General features: G+C 65.7%; 23 protein-coding genes and 1 pseudogene. 13 read left to right on the plus strand and 11 right to left on the minus strand.

What is annotated here, in order from left to right:
- Positions 1 to 40: 40 nt before the first annotated feature.
- From ATE71_RS20010 to ATE71_RS20025, 4 genes are all read left to right on the plus strand, one after another.
- A complete protein-coding gene (locus ATE71_RS20010) occupies positions 41 to 676 on the plus strand; it encodes a glutathione S-transferase family protein (RefSeq protein WP_058805100.1) in 636 nt (211 codons plus the stop codon).
- 196 nt (positions 677 to 872) lie between these two features.
- Positions 873 to 1355: a peroxiredoxin gene (locus ATE71_RS20015; protein WP_058805117.1), complete on the plus strand. Its 483-nt coding sequence runs from the start codon at positions 873 to 875 to the stop codon at positions 1353 to 1355.
- 106 nt (positions 1356 to 1461) lie between these two features.
- Entirely contained in the window at positions 1462 to 2949 is a 1488-nt protein-coding gene (locus tag ATE71_RS20020) for an AMP nucleosidase (protein WP_058805101.1), read from the plus strand.
- Positions 2946 to 3707: an SDR family NAD(P)-dependent oxidoreductase gene (locus ATE71_RS20025; protein ID WP_058805102.1), complete on the plus strand. Its 762-nt coding sequence runs from the start codon at positions 2946 to 2948 to the stop codon at positions 3705 to 3707. Before ATE71_RS20020 ends, ATE71_RS20025 begins: the two co-directional genes overlap by 4 nt.
- Positions 3708 to 4181: 474 nt before the next feature.
- Here ATE71_RS20025 and ATE71_RS20030 read toward each other — a convergent pair whose 3' ends face one another.
- Positions 4182 to 4985 (minus strand): SDR family NAD(P)-dependent oxidoreductase, encoded by an 804-nt coding sequence (locus ATE71_RS20030; protein ID WP_321164294.1) that lies wholly within the window; start codon positions 4983 to 4985, stop codon positions 4182 to 4184.
- A 73-nt stretch (positions 4986 to 5058) separates the two neighbouring features.
- Here ATE71_RS20030 and ATE71_RS20035 point away from each other — a divergent pair, with 73 nt between their 5' ends.
- A complete protein-coding gene (locus ATE71_RS20035) occupies positions 5059 to 5496 on the plus strand; it encodes a winged helix-turn-helix transcriptional regulator (RefSeq protein WP_152998864.1) in 438 nt (145 codons plus the stop codon).
- Positions 5497 to 5502: 6 nt separating this feature from the next.
- On the opposite strand, the gene ATE71_RS20040 is transcribed toward ATE71_RS20035, so the two are convergent.
- Positions 5503 to 5985, minus strand: coding sequence for an SRPBCC family protein (locus ATE71_RS20040; RefSeq protein WP_058805119.1), 483 nt, complete (start codon positions 5983 to 5985; stop codon positions 5503 to 5505).
- Between the two features lie 49 nt (positions 5986 to 6034).
- On the opposite strand from ATE71_RS20040, the gene ATE71_RS20045 reads away from it, so the two are divergent.
- A complete protein-coding gene (locus tag ATE71_RS20045; RefSeq protein WP_058805104.1) occupies positions 6035 to 6361 on the plus strand; it encodes an ArsR/SmtB family transcription factor in 327 nt (108 codons plus the stop codon).
- Between the two features lie 30 nt (positions 6362 to 6391).
- On the opposite strand, the gene ATE71_RS20050 is transcribed toward ATE71_RS20045, so the two are convergent.
- From ATE71_RS20050 to ATE71_RS20060, 3 genes are read right to left on the minus strand one after another with little or no spacing between them, the layout of a single operon-like run.
- Positions 6392 to 7981: an MDR family MFS transporter gene (locus ATE71_RS20050; protein ID WP_058805105.1), complete on the minus strand. Its 1590-nt coding sequence runs from the start codon at positions 7979 to 7981 to the stop codon at positions 6392 to 6394.
- 7 nt (positions 7982 to 7988) lie between these two features.
- Positions 7989 to 9101 (minus strand): HlyD family secretion protein, encoded by a 1113-nt coding sequence (locus ATE71_RS20055; RefSeq protein ID WP_082665326.1) that lies wholly within the window; start codon positions 9099 to 9101, stop codon positions 7989 to 7991.
- On the minus strand, positions 9101 to 9547 hold the full coding sequence (locus tag ATE71_RS20060; protein ID WP_058805106.1) for a MarR family winged helix-turn-helix transcriptional regulator: 447 nt from the start codon (positions 9545 to 9547) through the stop codon (positions 9101 to 9103). Before ATE71_RS20060 ends, ATE71_RS20055 begins: the two co-directional genes overlap by 1 nt.
- A gap of 126 nt (positions 9548 to 9673) precedes the next feature.
- On the opposite strand from ATE71_RS20060, the gene ATE71_RS20065 reads away from it, so the two are divergent.
- The gene (locus tag ATE71_RS20065; protein WP_058805107.1) at positions 9674 to 10321 is read left to right on the plus strand and encodes a 2-hydroxychromene-2-carboxylate isomerase; all 648 of its coding nucleotides are present in this window, start codon (positions 9674 to 9676) and stop codon (positions 10319 to 10321) included.
- Between the two features lie 142 nt (positions 10322 to 10463).
- On the opposite strand, the gene ATE71_RS20070 is transcribed toward ATE71_RS20065, so the two are convergent.
- The 4 genes from ATE71_RS20070 to ATE71_RS20085 all read right to left on the minus strand — a co-directional run bounded on the left by ATE71_RS20070 (position 10464) and on the right by ATE71_RS20085 (position 13096).
- Positions 10464 to 10889: an ExbD/TolR family protein gene (locus ATE71_RS20070; RefSeq protein ID WP_058805108.1), complete on the minus strand. Its 426-nt coding sequence runs from the start codon at positions 10887 to 10889 to the stop codon at positions 10464 to 10466.
- A 32-nt stretch (positions 10890 to 10921) separates the two neighbouring features.
- Positions 10922 to 11440 carry an ExbD/TolR family protein gene (locus tag ATE71_RS20075; protein WP_058805109.1) on the minus strand — a complete coding sequence of 173 codons (519 nt, stop codon included), beginning with the start codon at positions 11438 to 11440 and terminating at the stop codon, positions 10922 to 10924.
- Between the two features lie 125 nt (positions 11441 to 11565).
- Entirely contained in the window at positions 11566 to 12381 is an 816-nt protein-coding gene (locus ATE71_RS20080; protein ID WP_414893035.1) for a MotA/TolQ/ExbB proton channel family protein, read from the minus strand.
- A gap of 58 nt (positions 12382 to 12439) precedes the next feature.
- Complete coding sequence (locus ATE71_RS20085) at positions 12440 to 13096, minus strand: energy transducer TonB (RefSeq protein WP_058805110.1); 657 nt, start codon at positions 13094 to 13096, stop codon at positions 12440 to 12442.
- Positions 13097 to 13437: 341 nt separating this feature from the next.
- On the opposite strand from ATE71_RS20085, the gene ATE71_RS20090 reads away from it, so the two are divergent.
- The 3 genes from ATE71_RS20090 to ATE71_RS20100 all read left to right on the plus strand — a co-directional run bounded on the left by ATE71_RS20090 (position 13438) and on the right by ATE71_RS20100 (position 16619).
- Complete coding sequence (locus tag ATE71_RS20090; protein ID WP_235588089.1) at positions 13438 to 14244, plus strand: hypothetical protein; 807 nt, start codon at positions 13438 to 13440, stop codon at positions 14242 to 14244.
- Between the two features lie 147 nt (positions 14245 to 14391).
- Positions 14392 to 15723, plus strand: a complete 1332-nt coding sequence (locus ATE71_RS20095) for a homoserine dehydrogenase (protein WP_058805112.1) — start codon at positions 14392 to 14394, stop codon at positions 15721 to 15723.
- Between the two features lie 59 nt (positions 15724 to 15782).
- Entirely contained in the window at positions 15783 to 16619 is an 837-nt protein-coding gene (locus ATE71_RS20100) for a hypothetical protein (RefSeq protein WP_058805113.1), read from the plus strand.
- On the opposite strand, the gene ATE71_RS20105 is transcribed toward ATE71_RS20100, so the two are convergent.
- Positions 16616 to 17080: a hypothetical protein gene (locus ATE71_RS20105; RefSeq protein WP_058805114.1), complete on the minus strand. Its 465-nt coding sequence runs from the start codon at positions 17078 to 17080 to the stop codon at positions 16616 to 16618. The two genes, ATE71_RS20100 and ATE71_RS20105, sit on opposite strands and share 4 nt — an antisense overlap.
- A gap of 60 nt (positions 17081 to 17140) precedes the next feature.
- Between ATE71_RS20105 and glpX the strand changes: the two genes are divergently transcribed.
- The 3 genes from glpX to ATE71_RS20120 all read left to right on the plus strand — a co-directional run bounded on the left by glpX (position 17141) and on the right by ATE71_RS20120 (position 20959).
- Positions 17141 to 18109 carry a class II fructose-bisphosphatase gene (gene glpX / locus ATE71_RS20110; RefSeq protein WP_058805122.1) on the plus strand — a complete coding sequence of 323 codons (969 nt, stop codon included), beginning with the start codon at positions 17141 to 17143 and terminating at the stop codon, positions 18107 to 18109.
- Between the two features lie 111 nt (positions 18110 to 18220).
- On the plus strand, positions 18221 to 19816 hold the full coding sequence (locus ATE71_RS20115; RefSeq protein ID WP_152998865.1) for a hypothetical protein: 1596 nt from the start codon (positions 18221 to 18223) through the stop codon (positions 19814 to 19816).
- A 123-nt stretch (positions 19817 to 19939) separates the two neighbouring features.
- A complete protein-coding gene (locus ATE71_RS20120) occupies positions 19940 to 20959 on the plus strand; it encodes a TIR domain-containing protein (RefSeq protein WP_058805116.1) in 1020 nt (339 codons plus the stop codon).
- A 107-nt stretch (positions 20960 to 21066) separates the two neighbouring features.
- On the opposite strand, the pseudogene ATE71_RS20125 reads toward ATE71_RS20120, so the two are convergent.
- A pseudogene (locus tag ATE71_RS20125) lies at positions 21067 to 21728 on the minus strand (Bcr/CflA family drug resistance efflux transporter); the annotation flags it as partial.

Raw genomic sequence — 21728 nt, forward strand, 5'->3', positions numbered from 1 at the left:
ATATGTTCTCAATCGAATCGAAACCCGTGGGAGAAGCGCGATGGCCGAAGAGCTGATTTTCTATACCAACCCGATGTCGCGCGGACAGATCGCGCGCTGGATGCTCGAAGAGGTCGGCGCGCCCTACGAACCGCGCATCCTCGATTATGGCACGACGATGAAAGACCCCGAATATCTGGCGGTCAACCCGATGGGCAAGGTTCCGGCGATCGTCCACAAGGGCAAGGCCGTCACCGAATGCGCCGCGATCTGCGCCTATCTCGCCGACGCCTTTCCCGAGGCCGGGCTCGCCCCCGACCCGGCCGACCGCGCCGATTATTATCGCTGGCTTTTTTTCACCGCAGGCCCCGTCGAGCAGGCGATCACCGCCAAGCTTTTCGGGATCGAACCCGATGCCGACCAGCAGCGCATGGCGGGCTTCGGCTCGCTCGCGGCGGCGCTCGACGCGCTCGAAGGGGCGGTCGCGGGCAAATCCTGTGTCGCGGGCGAGCGGTTCAGCGCCGCCGATGTCTATGTCGGCAGCCAGATCGATTGGGGGCTGCAATTCGGCACCATCCCGTCGCGCCCGGCGTTCGAGGCCTATGCCGCGGGCCTGCGCGAGCGCGCGGCGTACAAGCGCGCGAAGGAAATTGACAATGCGCTGATCGCCGAGATGCAGGCAGCGAACCCCGGTTGATACGCAGCCTGCCCCCCGCAAGGCCGACCTGCCCTTCCCATCGCCGCGGAGGGCAAGGAAAGATAATGGGAAACCGCTCGAAACCTGGGTGGGACATCGACCAAAATGCCCGACGCGCCCCGTCGCCGCTTGACTCCCGCGTCGGGCCACCCGATGTCGGCGCGACCAAAACCCCCTCAAGACAAGGATGCCGACGATGACGATCCAGACCGGAGACAAGCTGCCCGACGCGACCTTTGTGAAGGTCACCGAAAACGGGCCCGAACAGGTTACCGCCGCCGATTATTTCAAGGGCCGCAAGGTCGCGCTCTTCTCGGTCCCCGGCGCTTTCACCCCGACCTGTTCGGCCAAGCATCTGCCCGGCTTTGTCGACAAGGCCGACGAACTGAAAGCCAAGGGCGTCGACGAAATCGTCTGCACCGCGGTCAACGACGCCTTCGTCATGGGCGCATGGGGCAAGAGCGCCAGCGCGGGTGACAGCGTCACCATGCTCGCCGACGGCAATGGCGCCTTTGCCGAAGCCGTCGGCCTGACGATGGACGGCACGGCGTTCGGCATGGGCAAGCGCGGCCAGCGCTTCTCGATGATCGTCAACGACGGCGTCGTCGAACAGCTCAACGTCGAAACGCCCGGCGAATTCAAGGTGTCGAGCGCCGACCATATGCTCGAGCAGCTCTGATCAAAAGGGAAGGCGGCGCGCTGCCGCGCTGCCTTCCCTTTATCGAGAGACGTCGCAAAGGGCCGCCCCCTTTTCTTTTGTCACAATTTCGTGCAACAGCGACGCGATGACATCCAGATCATCGACCAACGAAAACACCGCCGATCCTTCCGCCCTCGTCGAAGCGATCGTTACCGAGCTGCAGGACCGCTTCCGCGCGTCGGTCACCAACCTCAAATCGGCGATCGCAGCCTATGTCCGCGATCGCACGCTGCCGCCGGCCGACGCCGCGGCAAAGGGTCTGTTCGACTATCCGGCGATCCGCCTGACGACGACGGGCGAACAGCGCGAGGGGCAAAAGGGGCATAACCTGTCCTTCGGCCGCTTCGAGCGCGCCGGCACCTTCGTCACCACGGTGACCCGCCCCGACCTGTTCGCCGACTATCTTCGCGACCAGCTGATGCTGCTCGCGCGCCATTACGACATCAGTCTCGAGGTGACGCGCACCGGGCAACAGATCCCCTTCCCCTATGTGCTCGATGCGAGCGACGGGTCGGACATGGGGGGAGTCACCCCGCTCGAACTCGCACGCCATTTCCCGACGACCGAGCTCGCCGACATTGGCGACGAGCTCGCTGACGGCCTGTTCGGCGCCGACCCGACCGAGCAGCAGCCGCTCGCGCTGTTCGACGCGCTGCGCACCGACTTCAGCCTCGCGCGCCTCCGCCATTACACCGGCACCGCGCCCGAGCATTTCCAGCGCTACATCCTGTTCACCAACTATCATCGTTACGTCGACGAATTCGTCGCCTGGGCGGGGTCGCAGGTCGGCCAAGGCAAATATACCGCGCTCGCGGGCGCGGCGGGCCTCTATGTCGACCAGCCTGGCGTCAACGCCAGCGCGCTCGTTGCCGACAGCGCGTGGCGGCGGCACCAGATGCCCGCCTATCATCTAATCGCGCCGGACGGCGGCGGCATCACGCTCGTCAACATCGGCGTCGGCCCATCGAACGCCAAGACGATCTGCGACCATCTCGCGGTGCTGCGGCCGGAAGCCTGGCTGATGATCGGCCACTGCGGCGGCCTGCGCCCCAGCCAGCGCATCGGCGACTATGTGCTCGCGCACGCCTATCTGCGCGACGACCATATCCTCGACGGCGTGCTGCCGCCCGAAATCCCGATCCCGCCGATTGCCGAAGTGCAGGTCGCGCTCGCGACCGCCGCCGAGTCCGTCTCCGGCACCAGCGGCGCCGACCTCAAGAAGCGCATGCGCACCGGCACCGTCGTCACCACCGACGACCGCAACTGGGAGTTGCGCTATACCGACAGCGCGCTGCGCTTCTCGCAATCGCGCGCGATCGGCATCGACATGGAAAGCGCGACCATCGCCGCGCAGGGCTATCGCTTCCGCGTCCCCTACGGCACCTTGCTCTGCGTCAGCGACAAGCCGCTTCACGGCGAACTCAAGCTGCCCGGACAGGCGAACCGCTTCTACGAAGAGGCGATCGCCGCACATCTCCAGATCGGCATCCGCGCGTGCGAGACGATGCGCGACGAGGGCGCCAAGCTCCACAGCCGCAAATTGCGCGCGTTCAACGAGCCGCCCTTCCGTTGACGCTGTCGCGCTCCGTCGCGGGCCGCGTCGCGATCGTCACCGGCGCCGCGAGCGGCATGGGCCGTGCCACCGCGCTGCTGCTCGCCAGCGAAGGCGCGAAGGTTGCGGTCACCGACCTCGACCTCGCCGCTTGCGAAGCCGTCGCCGCCGAGGCGGGGCCGAATGCCAAGGCCGTCGCGCTCGACGTCGCCGATGGCGAGGCGGTCAAGCGCGTCGTCGCAGAGATCGCCGCGCATTTCGGCGGCATCGACATCCTCATAAACAACGCCGGCGTCTCGAGCTTCGCCCCGCTCGACGCCGGGGACGACTATGACGCGATCTGGCACCGCGCGCTCGCGGTGATGCTGACCGCCCACCAGCGCATGGTCCGCGCCGCGCTGCCCTGGCTGCGCCAAAGCGACGCCGCGCGCATCGTCAACATCGCCTCGACCGAGGGCCTCGGCGCAACCCCCGGCGACACGCCTTATGTCGCCGCCAAGACCGGCGTCACCGGCCTGACGCGCGGCCTAGCAGTCGACCTTGGCAAGGATGGCATCACGGTCAACTGCATCTGCCCCGGCCCGATCCGCACCGGCATGACCGACAAGGTGCCCGAAGAGGACAAGGCGGTCTTCGCGCGGCGCCGCACCGCGCTCCGCCGCTACGGCGAGCCCGAAGAGGTCGCGCATGTGACGCTCGGCCTCGTCCTGCCCGCCGCGAGCTACATCACCGGCGCAGTGATCCCGGTCGACGGCGGCCTGATGGCGCGGAATGCCTAGACGGCTTTGGGGTGGGAAGCGGACAACCGCTGATTATCTGGCCACGCGAGCGTTCCTGAGAATATAGGGCTGACAAACGGTGAGGCAGATTAGCTCCGTGCCACAGGGGCTTTTCTCTAAAGTCCCGCTAATCCGCACACCACTGCCGTGGGCCGCTTCGAGGGACGGAGTGACCGCGACACAATGTTTGGGCGCGTCCCGATACTCCCGTTTGCCGAAGTAAATCCCCGTAGCCTCATGCTGCGTTGACCAGAATCCCGCTAGGGTAACGTCCTGACCGACTACCCCCTCAAGCTCCGCATATTCCGAAATGTCATTTGGCTTTGGAAGCGTCGCGCAACTTGCAAGGGATACGAATAGAAGTGCGACAGGCAACTGTTTCATCACGCAATCATAACGCAGCAGCCAATGTCCGCAATCGGTCGCTTCGAGACGTTCGGGAGGGCGGCTTTCGATCGCCACCCTCCCGTCAGTTCAAACCGCTTCCTTCACCCTGTACCGCTCCGCCACATCGCGCCGCGAAAGGTTCGGGCCCATTGCAAGCCGCGCGGCGTAATAGCTCTTCCACTGGCCTTCGTCGGCGAGCGGCGGGATCGTCACCTCCTCGCGGCGATCCAGCCCCAGCAGCGCCGCATCGACGAGGTCGCTGGCACTCATCACCATCTCGGACGGGAAGGCGTCGATATCCTTGCCCGACCGCTCCCAGATTTCGGTACGCGTCGCGCCGGGAAGTACGGCCTGGACATGGAAGCCCTTTTCGCGGCCGTTCGCGGCGAGCGCGTGGCTTAAATTCAGCAGGAACGCCTTCGATCCGCTGTACACGCCCTCGAATTGCTCGGGGGCAAGCGCGAGAACCGAGGCGATGTTGACGATCGCACCCGTGCCGCGTGCACCGAACGCCTTGCCCGCGGCGATCGCGAGCCGCGCCGCGGCGGTGATGTTGAGCGCGACGATCGTCTCGATCTCCGCCGGGCTGTTTTCCAGCGTGCCGCCTTTGAGCGACATGCCGGCATTATTGACGAAAAGGCCGATGTTCGCGTCGTCGATCAGTCGCTGCTCGATCCGCGTCACATCGTCGCCTTTGGTGAGGTCGGCGGCGATCACGTCGATCGCCACGCCATATTCGGCGCGCAGTTTCGCCGCGAGGTCGTCCATCTGCGCGCCGTTGCGCGCAACGAGGATCAGGTCGTGCCCGCGCCGCGCGAGGCGGTCGGCATAAACGGCACCAAGGCCGGTCGAGGCGCCTGTGATCAGGGCCGTTCCAGTGGGAATCGTCATCGTCATTCTCCTTTGCAGGCGGCCCTCCATCGGGTCACTTGCAAAATGATAGTGACTGTCCCATATGACTTCAATGACCTTGGATGAAATTAATTTGGGCACCTGCCCCGTCGACCGCGGATTGATGCGCGTCGGCGACCGCTGGAGCATGTTGGTGCTGCGCGATATCGAGCGCGGGCTGACGCGCTACGAGCAATTGCGCACCAGCCTCGGCATCGCGCCGAACATTTTGTCGCGGCGGCTTTCGGCGCTGGTCGAGGCCGGGTTGATCGCGAAAAACCGCTATAGCGAGCACCCGCCGCGCGACGAATATCTGCTCACCGACGCGGGGCGCGACTTCCTGCCGATCCTGATGGCGATCGGCGCATGGGGGCGTAAATATAATGGCGCGGGCGCGCTCAGCCGCCATCGCGACGCCGCGACGGGCGAAATCGTCCGCCCCGTCGTCGTCGACGCCAACACCGGCGCCCCGATCGGCTCGCGCCCGCTCCGCCTCGAATATCCCGACTGACGCGCGCTATTTGTACATGCCCTCGCGCAGGTTGATGCCGTACTCGATCCACCCCTTGAGCGCGCAAAGCATCTGCGACCAGCCCTGGCAATTGCCGTAGGAAGCACTGAGCGCACCCTGGTTCTCGCGCCAGCCTTCCTCGGCGATCTCGACCAGCGTGCGGCCGTCGTCGAGCGCCTTGAAGCTCATCGTCACGCGCGTGCGGTAATCGGCATCCTTCGGCTCGCCGCCCTCGACGTTATGCGCCTCGCCCTCGCTCGCCTGCCATTCGAGAACGATCTTCTCATCCTCCACGACCTCGATGACATAGACGGGGAAGGCGCCGGGAAAATCATGGAAGTCCCACTCCACCGTCGCGCCCGTCTCGAGCCGCCCCTTGGCACCGCCCGTCGTAAAATAGTTCGACAGCTTCGCGGGGTCGGCGACCGCCTCGAACACCTCGTGCACCGGCTTCGCGATCCGCGCCGCGACCCTGAATTTCAGTTCCATCACCATTCTCCGCTTGAGTCGGAAGGATTTTATGTTATAAATTTATAACATGTCAATCCACGAAGAATATGACAAGGTTTTCAAGGCGCTGTCGTCGCACATCCGCCGCCAGATTCTCGACGACCTCAAGGATCAGCCGCTGACGACGGGCACGCTTTGCGGCAACTTCATGCATCTCGACCGCTGCACGGTGATGCAGCATCTGAAGGTGCTGGAGGATGCCGGCCTCGTCATCGCTGAACGCCGTGGGCGCGAGCGCTGGAACCATCTCAACGCCATGCCGATCCAGGACATCCACGACCGCTGGATCGGCCCGCACGCCGCGGCGGCGGCCGCGCGGCTGGCGCGCTTCAAGCAGTCTGTCGAGGCGCAATGAGCGGGCGGCCGCCGCGCGACCAGGCCCGAGCTAATGGCCCATGTCGGCGGCCGAGGCTTTCGGGCCGCCCGGGCGCGGCGGCCGCAGCAACAGCACCAGCGGCACCGACGCCAGCGTCACCCACATCATGGCCCAAAAATCGTCGATATAGGCGACCATCGCCGCCTGCCGGTTGATCTCGGCATTGACCATCGCCATCGCGGCGTCGCCTGCGATGCCGAAACGGTCGGCGGTCGATGGGTCGAGCAGCCCGACCGAGCTGTTGGTGACATGCGCCGCCAGATCCTCGTGGCTCGTCTGGATATTGGCGCCGAGCAGCGTCGTGACGACCGAGATGCCGACCGACGCGCCGATACTGCGGAGGAGGTTGAGCAGGCTCGACCCGTCGGTGCGGTGCTGCGGCTGGATCGTCGCGAACGCCATGGTGTTCAGCGGAATGAAGATCAGCCCCATGCCGAGCCCCTGTACCAACCCGCTGACGATTACCGGCTGCATCCCCATCGCGAGCGACCAGTGGCTCATCAGCCACAGCGAGTAGGCGGCGACGAGGAGGCCGGTGCCGACGAGCCAGCGCGCATCGATCTTGCCCAACAATTGCCCCGCGACCCACATGCTCATGAGGATGCCGATCCCGCGCAACGCAAGGACGATGCCGGTGTCGATCACCGGCCAGCTGAAGAGATTCTGGAGCATCGGTGGCAGCAGCGCCATAGAGGCGAACATCACGACGCCGATCACGACCATGAACCCCATCGCGGTGACGAGGTTGCGATCGGCGAGCATCGTGCGGTCGAACAGCGGCGCGCGCGCGGTGAGCATATGGATGAGAAACATCCAGAGGCACGCGACCGAGACGCCGAGTTCGATCCAGATTTCCAGGCTGTCGAACCAGTCGAGATGCGCGCCGCGATCGAGCATCAGCTGCAATGCCGCAAGCCCCAATGCGAGCATCGAAAAGCCGAAGAGGTCGAAGCGGCGGTCGCTTCTGCGGGTGGACGGCAGCAGCGCCCACATCATCGCGAGCGTGACGAGGCCGACGGGCAGGTTGACGTAGAAGACCCAGCGCCAGTTGACGCTTTCGGTCAGCCAGCCGCCCAGCACGGGGCCGAGGATCGGCCCGATCATGATCCCCATGCCCCAGATCGACATCGCGCGCGCGTGGCGCTCGGGCGGGTTGATGTCGAGCATCACCGATTGCGACAGCGGGCCGATGAAGGCTGCGCTGATCCCCTGCAGGAAGCGGAAGGCAACCATCTGTTCGAGCGACTGCGCCGCGCCGCACGCCATCGATGCGACGATGAAGCCCGCGACGGCACCAAGAAACAGCTCGCGCCGCCCGATCCGGTCGGCAAGCCAGCCGGTGATCGGCATCGCGATCGCCGAGGCGAGGATATAGCTGGTCAGCACCCAGGTCACCGTCTCGCTCGTCGCGCCGAGCGCCGATTGCATGTGCGGGATGGCGACATTGGCGATCGTCGTGTCGAGGATCTGCATGATCGACGCGCCCATGACGGCGACGGTCAGCAGGCCGCGATAGCGGACGCGCTCGTGCAGCGGGATGCTGTCGTTCTCGGGCAGCACCGCGGCCGATGGCCGACGGGGTAGGGCGTCGCTCGCCACGCCCCTTTTACCGTGTGAAGACTTTGACGTCGGCCGACAGCCCCGCAATCATGTCGCGCGATGGCTTTTCATCGAAGGCAATGCGGACGGGCACGCGCTGCGTCACCTTGACCCAATTGCCCGTGGCGTTCTGCGCCGGGAGCACCGAAAATTCGCTGCCCGTGCCCGCGCCGATCGTCAACACATGCCCGCGGATCTTCAGCCCCGGATAGGCGTCGAAGCTGATCTCGGCGCGCTGACCGACGCGCATGTCCGCAAGGTCGGTTTCCTTGAAATTGGCCTCGACCCACGGATGCGCAGTGTCGACCAACGTCACCGCCGGCAACCCCGCGACCATCATCTGGCCGATCTGTAGCCGGTCCGACTGCGCGACGCGACCGGCGCTTGGCGCGCGGACGGTGGTGCGGCCGAGGTTCACCTCCGCCTGCGAGCGCTGGACGCGCGCCGCCTCGACCTGCGGGTTAACGCCGCTCGACGGCCCGGCGGCGAGTTTGGCGCGCGCCTCGGCGGCTGCGGCTTCGGCCTGACGGACGCTCTCACGCGCCTGGGCAAGCGCGTGACGCGATGCATCATAGGCGGCTTTGGTCGTGAAGCCCTTTTCCATCAGCGCCGCCTGGCGGTCGAAAGTGACTTGCGCGAACTTCACGTCCTCGCGCGCCGCGGCGATATCGACGCTCGAGGTGTTCGCGCTCGCCGACAAATTGCCGACCTCGACGCTGGCCGCGTCGATCGCGGCGGTCGCCTGTGCGACGTCGAGCGCATAGGGCTCGCCGTCGATTCGAAAGAGAAGCTGCCCCTTCGCGACCTGTTGCCCGTCGCGCACTGCGACCTCGGTAATTCGCCCACCGACCTCGGCGGCGACCGATACCTTGTCCATCTGGACATAGGCGTTGTCGGTCGACACGGAGCCGCCGCTCGTCAGCCACCAGCCGGCGCCGCCCGCGGCGAGCGCCAGCGGCAAGCCGAACATCAGGATGCGCGTTCGCCAGCCGCGCTTGTCCGGCGCGGTTTCGGCGACCGGCGCGGCAGGGGGAGCGGGCACCGGGTCGGCCTTGGGGGCTGCCGCGGGAGCCGCATTTTCGGCTTTGGGGCGCGATGGCGAAGGGGAGAGTCGGTCCATCAATCAGTCTCTTGTTCTTTTTGGCAGATACGGCGGGAAAGATTCGCGCGGACGCGCTCGACGAGATCGATCAGTTGCGCGGCCTCGGCGGCACTCAGGCCTTCCAGAGCCTCGGCATTCAGCGCCTCGGCGGCGGGGCGGACCCCGCCGAGCAGGTCGCCCGCGCGCGGCGTGAGATAGAGCTGCCAGGCGCGGCGGTCGCCGGGATCGGCGCGGCGCTCGACCAATCCGGATTCGACGAGCCGGTCGACCATGCGCGATAGCGTAATCGGTTCAACCTCGATCAATTCGGCGAGCGGCCCCTGCCGGATCCCCTCATGGCGCTTCAGATAGGTGATCAGGCGCCATTGCAGCGCGGTGATCCCGCTGTCCCTGGTCCGCGCGTTGAAGGACCGCCGGAACAGGCGCGCGCTGTCGTTCAGCAGGAATCCGATCGTTTCACTCATATCATATGATATAATAGCAATTGCTACTATATTCAATCACGAAGCGGGATTGCCAACAGTCTCGAATATGGTGTAAATTTTCTTTACACTGCTTGCGTGGGGCATGTTTTTGGGCAGGATGTGGGGATGACTTTGACCGCCGACCTTTTCTGGTCTTTCCGTTCGCCGTACAGCTATCTTGCGATCGGGCGCTATCGTGCGCTCGCCGCGAGCCATGACGTCACGATCAACCTCCGTCCGGTCTATCCGCTTGCGGTGCGCCAGCCGGATTTTTTCGAACGCAATCACCCCAACTGGATCAGCTATACGATGCGCGACATGATCCGCGTCGCCCAGTTTCACGGCATTCCGTTCGGCCCGCCGCGCCCTGACCCGATCGTGCAGAATATCATGACGCGCGAGATTGCGGCCGAGCAGCCCTATATCTACCGGCTGACGCGGATAGGGCAGGCTGCGGCGCGGCGCGGCAAAGGTGTCGCCTTTGCGCACGAAGTCGGGCAGCTGATCTGGGGCGGCGCGCAGGACTGGCATCTGGGCGGGCATCTGGCGGACGCCGCGAAACGCGCCGGGCTCGACCTTGCCGAACTCGACGCCGAGGCGGAGGGCGATGCAGCGGCGCTTGACACCGAGATCGCGGCCAATCAGGTCGCGCTCGAAATCGCGGGCCATTGGGGCGTGCCGACCCTGGTGTTCGAGGGTGAACCCTTTTTCGGCCAGGACCGCATCGAAATGGCTAAGTGGCGGATGGAGCAAAAAGGGCTTCGCCCGCGCTAGGAGCGCCGTCCGTCGTCGCCCGTCCCGGTCTTGCGGCGCTGATGTCTGGACGGCGGCTTCTGTGACTCGCCTCCAGACGCAAAAAAGGGGCCGCGAATCGCTTCGCGGCCCCTTATTCTTGCCTGACGGCCCCGATCAGAGATCAGAAGACGCGGGCATATTGTTCGTTGCCGACGAAGCCGAGCTTGCCGACGCCGCTGCGCTTGATCACCGCCATGACATTGTCGACGACGATATAACGCGCATAGGGGTCGGGCTGGACCTGCAATTCGGGTTCGACCGGCATCGCCTTGGTCTGTTCCAGATATTGCGCCAGCTGCGCCAGATCGACCGGCGTCCCGTTCCAGGTGATCGTGCCGGCGGCATCGATCATCACCTTGTTTTTTTCGGGATCGACGTTGCTGGGATTGTTGTTCGGCACCGGCAAATCGATCTTTACCGCGTGGGTTTGGACCGGGATGGTGATGATGAACATGATGAGGAGCACGAGCATGACGTCGATAAGCGGCGTCGTGTTCATGTCCATCATCGGTTCATTGTCGTCCCGATCTCCAACGGCCATGGACATAGGATTATTCCTTCATAACTGCGCGGACCGCCTTAGAGGCGGCCCACCGTGCCCGAGCCAGGAGCCGGTTCGGAAATGAACCCGATCTTCTGGAAGCCGGCATATTGCATCGTATAGATCACGCCGCCGATGCACTGGTACGGCGTGTTGACGTCGCCGCGAATGTGCACTTCGGGGAAGTTTTCTTCAGTGATGTTCTGAGGACCGCCGATATCTTCGAGCAGCTGCTCCAGCTTCTTTTGCCCGCGTTCGAGCAGCTGGCGCGAATCGACGGGGGTCTGGCCCCAATAGACTTCGCAAGCGCTGCTGTCGGCATTGGGCTCGCCATCGCCATCGGTGTCGGCCGAACGGATCGACAGAAGCACGTTTTCGGGCTTCGTCGTCGTCGGTTCGAAGACCACGTCGGGCAGCTTGAGGTTCACCGTTTCCAGCACCACGGGAACCGTGATGAGGAAGATGATCAGCAGCACGAGCATGATGTCCACCAGCGGCGTCGTGTTGATTTCGGACATCGGGGCATCTTCGCCCTTATTTCCTGCACTCATCGCCATAGGATTAGCATCCTGTCACAAAATTTCTGTCACGGACGTCGGATCGGCGCGCTTCGCTTGCCTTTCGCTGTCCAGCGGACCCCGCCTTTCGCCACATGGCGAAAAGCGGGGATCCAAGAGCCAAATCAGGCCTTCTTCGGAGCCGCGGCCGGAGCGGCCGGCTTGGCAACGGTGGTCGAGGCCGGCTTGACCTGCCCGTTCGACATGATCGAACCGAGAACGTCGTTCGAGAAGATCGACAGACGGCGGGCGATCGCCTTGTTGCGGCTCTGCAGCCAGTTGAACGCGAGCACCGCGGGAACCGCAACGATCAGACCGATGGCGGTCATGATGAGCGCTTCACCAACCGGACCGGCGACGGTGTCGATCGATGCCTGACCCGACGCACCGATTTTCACGAGCGCGCGGAGAATACCGATAACGGTACCGAACAGACCGATGAACGGCGCGGTCGAACCGACGGTCGCGAGGAAGGCGAGGCCGCCGTTGAGCTTCGAGTTGATGTGGTTCTGCGAACGCTCGAGCGTGCCGTGCATCCAGTCATGGGCTTCGACGGGGTCGGTCAGCTTGTTATGCTCTTCGTTGGCGCGCAGACCGTCTTCGACGACCTGACGATAGGCGCTGTTCTTTTCGAGCTTCGAAGCGCCGTCCGCGAGCGTCGCGGCGCGCCAGAAATTGGCGTCGACGGCCTTGCCCTGGTTCATCACCTTATTCTGTTCGAACAGCTTGGTGAACAGGATGTAGAGCGTGCCGACGAACATGATCAGCAGGATGAGGAAGGTCAGCTGCGAGACGATGCCGCCTTCGCACAGCGCGGGGACCAGACCGTAGGGGTTCTGGCCCTCTTCCTTCACGCACATGGCGGCGGGCATCAGGCTCAGGCCTGCGTCGTGAGCGGCGGCCGGCGCCGCAGCGGCGGCATTTGCGATCAGATTAAACATATAGGAAATTCCCTCTCAAAATATTCGATCAATTCGAAAACAGTGTGCCCGGCGCCGATCAGCGCGGGATCTGCCAACGGATGCGATTGCTGTAGGTGCCGCCCGTGGGGTTGCCCGCACGGTCCTTGCCCGGATTGAACCGGCCGCGGCGCGTGATGAGCTTGCACGTTTCGGCATCAAGGTCGGCGTGGCCGCTCGACGACGTGATATCGCAAGACGTGATTCGCCCATCGACGCCATAGGTGACGCGGAAACCGGTCGTCCCTTCACGTTCCTCGCGCATGGCGCGCGCCGGATAGTCGTCGTTCGTCGCCCAGCGACCCGGGTTGCCACGCGGCGTACCGGACGCGCTGAGATCGGGCGTCGGCGGCGGCGCCGGCGGTGCCGGCGGCGTATAGACGGGCGGGGGCGGCGTCGGCGGCGCCTTCGGCACCGACTGGACCGTATTGGTCGTGACCGGCGGCGGAATCGGCGACGGCGGCGTCACGACCGGCGGCGGCGGCGGCAATTTATTGTCCGGCGGCGGCGGCGGCGGGGGCTCCTCCGGCGGCGGCGGCTCTTCCACGTCCACCACGTCCAATTTTTCGGCAATTTTCTTGACGATACTGATATTCAAGCCGTTGACCAGGCCATAGCCCAGAACCGCTGTAAGCAGACCAACCAAGACAATCGCCACTACCCTGTTTTTAGGGTCGACATTATCACCATAAGCCATTCAGGGACGACGCTCCTTGCTAGATCATCCTGACACCAATTCCCTGCCGGCGGGTTCGGTTGCCAAATGCCCGGATGATTTCCGATGCGTTGTGCGAGACCCGACGGCGCTGCATCCGGCTTATTATGTTTTTGCCGGACACTTCGCGCCCGTCCTATCGCGGTGGCGGCACATTCGCAAACCCTTTATCAGCGGTTAATGTGCCATGTCCCATGATAGGGATTTGGGCGCCGATAACGGTGTCATCAACGACGGAAAGTGGATCGATCATGCGCCTCCCCCACCCAGCCGCCATCGCAGCCACCCTTGCCCTGAGCTTTGGAATCCCTACGGTTTCGGCGATGCAGCCCCCCCCGCCCGTGCCGGCGGCGAGCCCGTACAGCTATGCCGACATCGCCGATCTGGCGACCGCCGCGCCGATGGCGCTGCACGCGCGCATATATGAAGCCATCGCGCTGAAACCCGAACGCGCGCCCGGCGTCGCGGCGGGCTTTGCCCGATTCTATGTCGAAGCCGATGTCGTCAGCCTGATTCGCGGCGCGGGCCCGCTCGCGTCGCGAATCTCCTATCTCGTCGACCTGCCGCTCGATGCGAAAGGCAAGCCGCCGAAGCTGAAAAAGAAGCAGCCCGTCCTGCTCTTCGCCCGCCCCGTCCCGGGCGCCGCGGCGGGCAGCAACAGCACCGGCAGCGTCCGGCTGATCGCCCCCGACGCGCAATTGCCCTGGGATCCGGCGACCGAAGCGCGCGTGCGCGCGGTGCTGACCGAGGCGGTCAAGCCTGGCGCACCGGCCGAAATCACCGGCATCGCCAACGGCTTCCATGTTCCAGGAACGCTGCCCGGCGAAGGCGAGACGCAATTGTTCCTCAACACGCGGACGGGCGATCCGGTATCGATCACCGTCCTGACCGCCGCCGACGGGTCGCGGCGCTGGTCGGCCGCGTTCGGTGAGATTGTCGATGGCGCATCGGTCCCGGCGCGGGACACGCTTGCCTGGTATCGGCTCGCGTGCGGCCTGCCCCGGCAATTGCCGCTGGACAAGCTGGCGGGCACCGCGCCCGAGGATCGTCGCAAGGCGGCCGCCGACTATGCTGTCGTCCTCGGCGCGCTCGGCGAATGCGCGCGAACGCGCAAACCCCCGATCGATTGATTATTCTCCGGCGGACGTCGGAGGGGTACCGGCCTGTACGTTTTCGCGCAGAAAAAACAGAAAAGCTTCCTTGTTTCGCCGACAAAAGCCGATAGGGCGCTCGCGACGGCGGAGCGCGGCTTCGCCCCTGCCCCACGGAGTTCTGCCATGTCGCCCCATATCGCCCCGACCGCCCCCCGCCCGCCGCTGCGCGTCGCGCTCGCGGGGATCGGTGTCGTCGGCGGCGGTGTCGTCCGGCTGCTCGAAGCGAACCGCGAGCTGATCGCGCGGCGCGCCGGGCGCCCGATCAAGGTCGTGGCGCTGTCGGCGCGCGACCGGCACAAGGATCGCGGCATCGACCTTTCGCCCTATCGCTGGGAAGACGATATGGACGCGCTGGTCACCGCGGGCGACGTCGATGTCGTCGTCGAAATGATCGGCGGCGCTGACGGTCCGGCGCTGACGCTCGCCCGCCACACGCTTGCCGCGGGCAAGGCGCTCGTCACCGCGAACAAGGCGATGATCGCGCATCACGGGCTCGACCTCGCGCGGCTTGCCGAGGCGAAGGACACGCCGCTGAAATATGAGGCTGCGGTGGCGGGCGGCATTCCCGTGATCAAGGCGATCCGCGAGGGCGCGTCGGCGAACCAGATCGCGCGCGTCTACGGCATCCTCAACGGCACCTGCAACTATATCCTCACGCAAATGGAGCGCAGCGGCGCGAGCTTCGCCGAGGCGCTCGCGGGCGCGCAGGCCGAGGGCTATGCCGAAGCCGACCCGACCTTCGACGTCGACGGGATCGACGCCGCGCACAAGCTGTCGATCCTCGCCGCGCTCTGTTTCGGGACGAAGCTCGACATCGGCGCGGTCACCGCGAACGGCATCCGGAACCTGATCGCCGCCGACATTCGCGAGGCCGAGGCGCTGGGTCACCGCGTCCGCCTGATCGGCATGGCCGAACGCGACGGCGGAGCGAATGGGGGCGGCCTTTACCAGCATGTCCAGCCGTGCCTCGTCCCCGCCGACCATCCGCTCGCCTATGTTCCCGGCGCGCTCAACGCCGTGGTCGCAGAGGGCAATTTCGTCGGCCGCCTGTTCTTCGAGGGCGCGGGCGCGGGCGCAGGGCCGACCGCCTCGGCCATCGTCGCCGACATCATCGATATCGCACGCGACGAATATGGCCCCGCCTTCGCGATGCCCGTCGACGCGCTCGACGCCGCCCCCGCCGCCGATGCCGGCGCGCGCGTCGGCAAACATTATGTCCGCCTGATCGTCGAGGACCGCATCGGCGTGCTCGCCGAAATCGCGGCGGCGATGCGCGACGCGGGGGTGTCGATCGAAAGCTTCATCCAGCGCGGCGCCGACGACGAAGACGGCGTCGTCATCGCGCTCGTCACGCACGAGGGGCCGGCGCGCGCGATCTACGCTGCGCTCGCTACCCTCGCGGCGTCGGACCATGTCGTCGGCGCGCCGATGCACATGCCGATCCTCGCATTGTAACGGCCGCTTGAAATCGCGCGCGCCGCTGTTACCCCGGTGACGGGGAACGGGGGGCGAGCATGGATATCGACATCAGGCGCGGGCTGGGCGAGGCGCGAATGCTGGCTGGCGAGCATCGGCAAGCCGCGCTTTCCTATACGGTGCTCGGCGTCCTCTTCCCCTATCTGCTGCTGTCGAGCGAGCCGATCTTCAATCTGCGTACGATCATCGCGCTGATGGTCAACAGCTATGGCACCTATGTCAGCGGCTCGATCACGGGACCGCTTTACCTGCTGGGCATCGTATCGGTGATCGTCGCGGGGGCGATGCTCGCCGCGTGGAACGCGATCCTCGCCGAAATCCGCGAAGGCTATATTTCCGAAATCATGTACGGGATGGTCGCGGGCGCAGCCTATCTGATCGTCCTCATGCTGATCTATGTCGGGCTCGGCGTGCTCGTGAGCCTGCCGATCCTGCTGACGATCGGCATCGCCGAATGGAACGCGATGGCCGGCGGCGCGGTCGATATCGCCTACCGGCTGGTCCTGATGCTGCTCGGCACCTGGATCGAGGCGCGGCTTTGCCTGACCGGCGCCGCCATGGCAGCGCACGGCCGGCTCAATCCCTTCGCGGCCATCGCCGAATCCTGGCGGCTCACCGGGCCGGCGCAATGGCGCCTCGTCGGCCTCTATTTCGCGATCGGCATCGTCTTCGGCCTCGCGCTCGGCGGGCTCATCCTTCTGCACGGCGCGGTGATCTGGCAAAATGCGCAGGCGCCCGGGACCGCGCTCGAAATTGCGATGAGTTTCGCATGGGTCCTGCTCTTCGCCGCCTATTTCCTCGCAAAGATCTTCGTCCCCGCAGGGCTGTACCGCGCCTCGCGGCCCGCCGCGGCGTCGGCCGAAGTCTTCGCCTAGGGCTCTTCCTCGGGCGGCGCGGGGATGCCCGTTTCGGGGTCGGTCGCGCGCTTCATTGCCTCAAACTGCTCATTATATTCGGGGCCGGGTTTATAGCGTCCGCCGAGCGAGATCCAGTTATGGGGCAGCTTGTCCATCGTCATCGCCCGCGCCTCGGCGCGCGGAAGCTTGGGCGGCGCCTCGCGGCCCTCGTTCGCGATCGCCCGCAGCTCGGGCGACAGGCGGTGGCGTTCGGTGTCGGTGCCGCACACGGTGATCGATCCGTCGTCGGCGGGGCGACAGCGCTTGATCGGATCGACCAGTTCCTTGGCGTTGGCGGCGGCCGTTTCGGCGTCGCGCGGCGGTTTCGGCGCGGGCGGCCCCTGAACCTGCGCCCCCGCTGTCACGGCGATGACGCACGACAGGACGACAGCGGCCCCGAATCGGGCGAAGCATCCTCGACAAGCAGCGCGGCGGGTCATATGGCGCGCACCATGCCCGACCGGGGCGCCAAGGCAAGACCAAAGACGGAGAGTGCGGACATGACGAATAGCAGCAACCTCGACCGGGTGCTCGTGCTCGAGATGGTGCGCGTCACCGAAGCCGCGGCGATCGCCGCCGCAAAGCTGATCGGCCGCGGCGACGAAAAGGCCGCCGACGCCGCCGCGGTCGAGGCAATGCGCACCGCGTTCAACACGCTCTATATGGACGGCACGATCGTCATCGGCGAGGGCGAGCGCGACGAGGCGCCGATGCTCTATATCGGCGAAAAGGTCGGCAACGCGCCGGGCAAGGGCCCGAAGATCGACATCGCCGTCGACCCGCTCGAAGGCACGACGATCACCGCCAAGGCCGGCCCCAACGCGCTCGCTGTGCTCGCGATCGCGGAGGAAGGCTGCCTGCTCAACGCCCCCGACGTCTATATGGACAAGCTGGCGGTCGGCGCCGGATATTCGCCGGACGTGGTCAGCTTCGACAAGAGCGTGCGCGAGAATGTCGAGGCGGTGGCGCGCGAAAAGGGCTGCAAACCCGAACAGATCATCGTCTGCGTCCTCGACCGCCCGCGCCACGAGGCCATCATCGCCGAACTGCGTGAGCTGGGCTGCGGCGTCGCGCTGATCCCCGACGGCGACGTCGCCGGCGTGATCGCAACGACCAACCCCGAAACCAATATCGACATCTATATGGGCAGCGGCGGCGCCCCCGAGGGCGTGCTCGCCGCGGCGGCGCTGCGCTGCGTCGGCGGCCAGTTCAAGGGCCGCCTGCTGTTCCGCAACGACGACGAGCGGCTGCGCGCGAAAAAATGGGGCATCGAGGATCTCGACCGCGTCTACGACCTCGAAGACCTTGCCAAGGGCGATGTGATCTTCGCCGCCACCGGGGTCACCGACGGATCGCTGCTGCGCGGGGTCAAGCGCCGCCGCGACGGCGTGATGACGACCGAGACCGTCGTGATGCGGGCCTCGTCGGGCACGGTGCGCTGGGTCAAGGGCGAACATCGCGCCGCCTAACCGGCGCACCCTTCAAAAAGCTTGCCATCATCCTGTAACGATAGGCATATCGCGTTCGGGAGCCGACTTTGGGGAAGGCGGTTCGAGCTAGCATTTTTGGGGGGAATTATCTTGAACCGAGCCATCATGCTCGCCGTGGGTTTCGCGGCGTCGCTGTCCTGTGCCGTGTCGCCGGCCGCGCTGGCGCAAACCGCCGCGGCAAAGGACGAAGGATCGCTATACGTCCAGTGCGACGGATTTCCGAACAATATGACGACGGGCGAAGCCGCGGCCCGCTTTCTGGGTGCGGTCACCCTGCTTGCGCTGTTCGCGCCGCCGCCCGAAGCCGCCGACGCGTCGAAACGCAAATTCGGCGCCGACGGCGTGCTTGCCTGCACCAACATCCTCGAGGGCGAAAAGGGCGAGGGCAACGTCCGGCGGCGTATCCCGCTCATCCTCGCGCGCGCGCTGCACCGCATCGAGGCAAAGGATTATGACGGCGCGATCGCCGACGTCACGATCGCGCGCGCCGAAGCCAGCGAGGCGGCGCTGACCGCCGACCCCTATTTCAACCGGTCGATGGGCCTGTCCTTCGGCCAGGTCGAGGCCGCGGCGCTCGTCCGCAAGGGCGAGGTCGAGGAAGCCATGCGCGTGTCGCTCGCCGACGTACCGCAGCATCGTTTTTCGCTGATGCCGCTGCTGGGCTTCAAAACCTATGCAGACATGGCGCCACTGGGCAGCGACGCCGACCTGAGCCGTGCAGCGGCGCTGGCAAGGCTGGCGCCCGGCGCCGTCGGTGAGGCGGCGGGACGGCTCGAAGAACTCGGACGTTTCGACGAAAGCGCAAAGATGCGGGCCGACCTGGTCGCCTATCAGTCCTCCAAGAAGGATAAGGACGGCAAGACGGTCGACCCGCTCACGAAATCGGTCGCCGAACAGGCGCTGGGTCAGGCGCTGGCGGGCCAGTGGGATGCCGCCGCCGCCGCCGCCGGACAGGCGCGTGCGCTCGACTCGAAGCTGGTCGCCGAGGGCAAGCCGGAGGCGATGGATGTGCGCCTGCAGGCAAGCGAGGTGCTCGACCTCTACGACGTGCTGGCGCTCGCGCAGCAGGGCAATGTCGAGGGTGCGCGGCGCAAGTTCACCGCGCGGACCCAATGGCTGGCGCCGTCGTTCGGCGCTGTGATGGCGGCCAACCGCATCCTTTACGACAGTGCACCGGCCGCCGATCGCACGGGGCAACTCGCCAAACCGGCGAGCGAGCTGTGGACCGACCGGGCAACCGCCAAGCGCGCCGAACTGCTCGCGAAGGACAGCGACAACAAGACGCTGTTCCAGTTGATCGAGCCCTATGTTTCGGGCGGCACTTTCGAGGCGCAGTCGCGGCAGGTCTGGCGGACCGACAAGTCGAAGATTTTCCTGAAGATCGCGCCCGGGAAGGCCGATCCAGACGCCAAGATCGCTTTCCTTTATGGCGTTCCCGCCGATGTCGCGTTCGACGCGATGCTGTTGCACGCCGCGCTCGACGCGAAGGCGCAGGGCAAGAAGGGTTTCACTTTCGCGCCGATCATCGACCGCTATGCCGCCGGGGTGGTGCGCGCGGGCAACCCCGGCGAGGCGGGCATGCCGCCCTCGCTGTTCCTCGACGCCGACGAGGTGATCGCCGCGCTGTCGCCCGCGATCCCCGACCCGGCCACGCTGAAGGCGCGCCGCGCGGTCAAGGGCAAATAAGAGCGTTTGCCGGTTGACGCAGGTCCGACTTCTGTTCCTTTTATAAGCGACTAGGGCGATCGGTGCCGAGGGGTTCGGGTCGCGTCCGTGCGGCGACCCGGCACGCGGACAAGAGGGGTGCATATGGAAGAAGCAAAGCGTCCGAAGCTGTTCGTCAGCCACCATTCGAGCAAATATGATGTTGCACTTCACGTCGAAAGGGCGCTCGCCCGCCATGGTGTCGAGTGCTGGATCGCGCCGCGCGATGTCGGGCCCGGCGACGCCTTCGATACGGCGATCATGCGGGCGATCCGCGACGGTGCGGGCGTCCTGCTGCTGTTCTGCAGCCAGTCGGACAAGAGCCCGCATGTGAAACGCGAACTGATCCTCGCCGACAGCGCGCACAAGGCCATTATTCCCCTGCGGCTCGAGGAGATCGTTCCCGACGATCTCGCCTATCATCTCGCCAGCGCGCAGTGGATCGACTGGCTGGAAAAGCGCGACGATTCGATCGCGCGCATCGCGGCCAAGGCGCACCAGCTTGCGGGGAACCCCGCGCCCGCCGGAGTGGCGCCCGCAGCGGCAACCGCCGCAGCCGACAATCTACATGCGGCCATTCTGACCCAGGCGGCCGAACCGGCAACGCCGGCGTCGCGCGGCGGGTCGGCCAAGACGCTGGTGATCGGCGCGCTGCTGATCGCGGTCGGGGTGATGGCTACGATGCTGTTCCTGCGGGGCGGCGACGAAACAAAGGCCGGGATCGCAGCCACGGCCGTGCCCGCCACGTCATCGGTCGAACGACCTCCCGCTCCGATGGCTGACGCCCCTATTACGCCGGTGCCCGCTGAAGCGGCAGAGACGACGCCGGCAGCGAAAATTCCGCCGAGCTTCAACTGCAAATATGCCGCGACCCGCGCCGAGAAGCTGATCTGCGGCGATGATGAACTGGCCGCGCTCGATCGCGAGCTCAACCGCGCGTACAGGCAGCTCGATCGCACCGCCGGGCCGCTGCGCGAACAGATCGCGACCGAACAGCGCGGCTGGCGGATCGGCCAGCGCGACGCCTGCGGCGACGCCGCCTGCGTCGCCGACGCGATGCGCCAGCGCATCATCGTCCTCGATTCGCAGCGCGCATCGCTGGGCAACGAAGGCGCGCAGCCCTAGAAGGCGCCGGCCCCTGACGGGGTTCCGCGGGTTTTGACGGGACGCAGGCGTACCTGCGGCACAGGAAGATTCCCTTCCAGTCACCCCGAAACCATCGTCGGTGACGGTCAGTAAGGGCTTTTGGGCGCAGTTCCCGGGCGGGTAAACAGCTTGCCGCGCTCGGCCCACAGCACGAGCGCCAAACCGATGGTCGCACAGCCGAGGAAGGCATAGGCCAGCGGCACGGTCGATCCGTCGTAAAGCTGGCCGATCAACGCTCCCGCCGCAGCAGCGAGCAGCGTCTTGGCAAAGCTCTGGTACGAAGATGCAACGCCGGCCATATGCCCGAAATCCTCCATCGCGATCGAGCCGAAATTGCTACCGATAAAACCGATGAGGCCCACGTTGACCATCATCAGCACGGTGAACATCGCCAGCGTTTCCGCGCCGCTCAGCGCCGCGACGATCTGCGCGATCGAGGTCGCCATGAACGCAAACACCGCCGTCTGCGAAACGCGCCGCGCGCCGAACCGCTCGACGATGCGCGAGTTGGAAAAATTCGCGATCGCGATGCCGATGGCGACGCAGGCGAAGATCAGCGGGAATAGCGTCTGCGCATCGAACACTTCGGCGATGATCTGTTCGCTGCTGTTGAGATAGCCGAACAGCGCGCCCTGCATCACCCCCGACGCGATCATATAGCCCGCCGCGCGGCGATGACGCGTTACCGTGACCCAGCCCGCGACCATCGTGCGCCAGTCGAGCGGCCGCACATCGGCGGGATCGAGCG

It is taken from the genome of Sphingopyxis sp. H115, from assembly GCF_001468465.1.
Classification (GTDB): Bacteria; Pseudomonadota; Alphaproteobacteria; order Sphingomonadales; family Sphingomonadaceae; genus Sphingopyxis.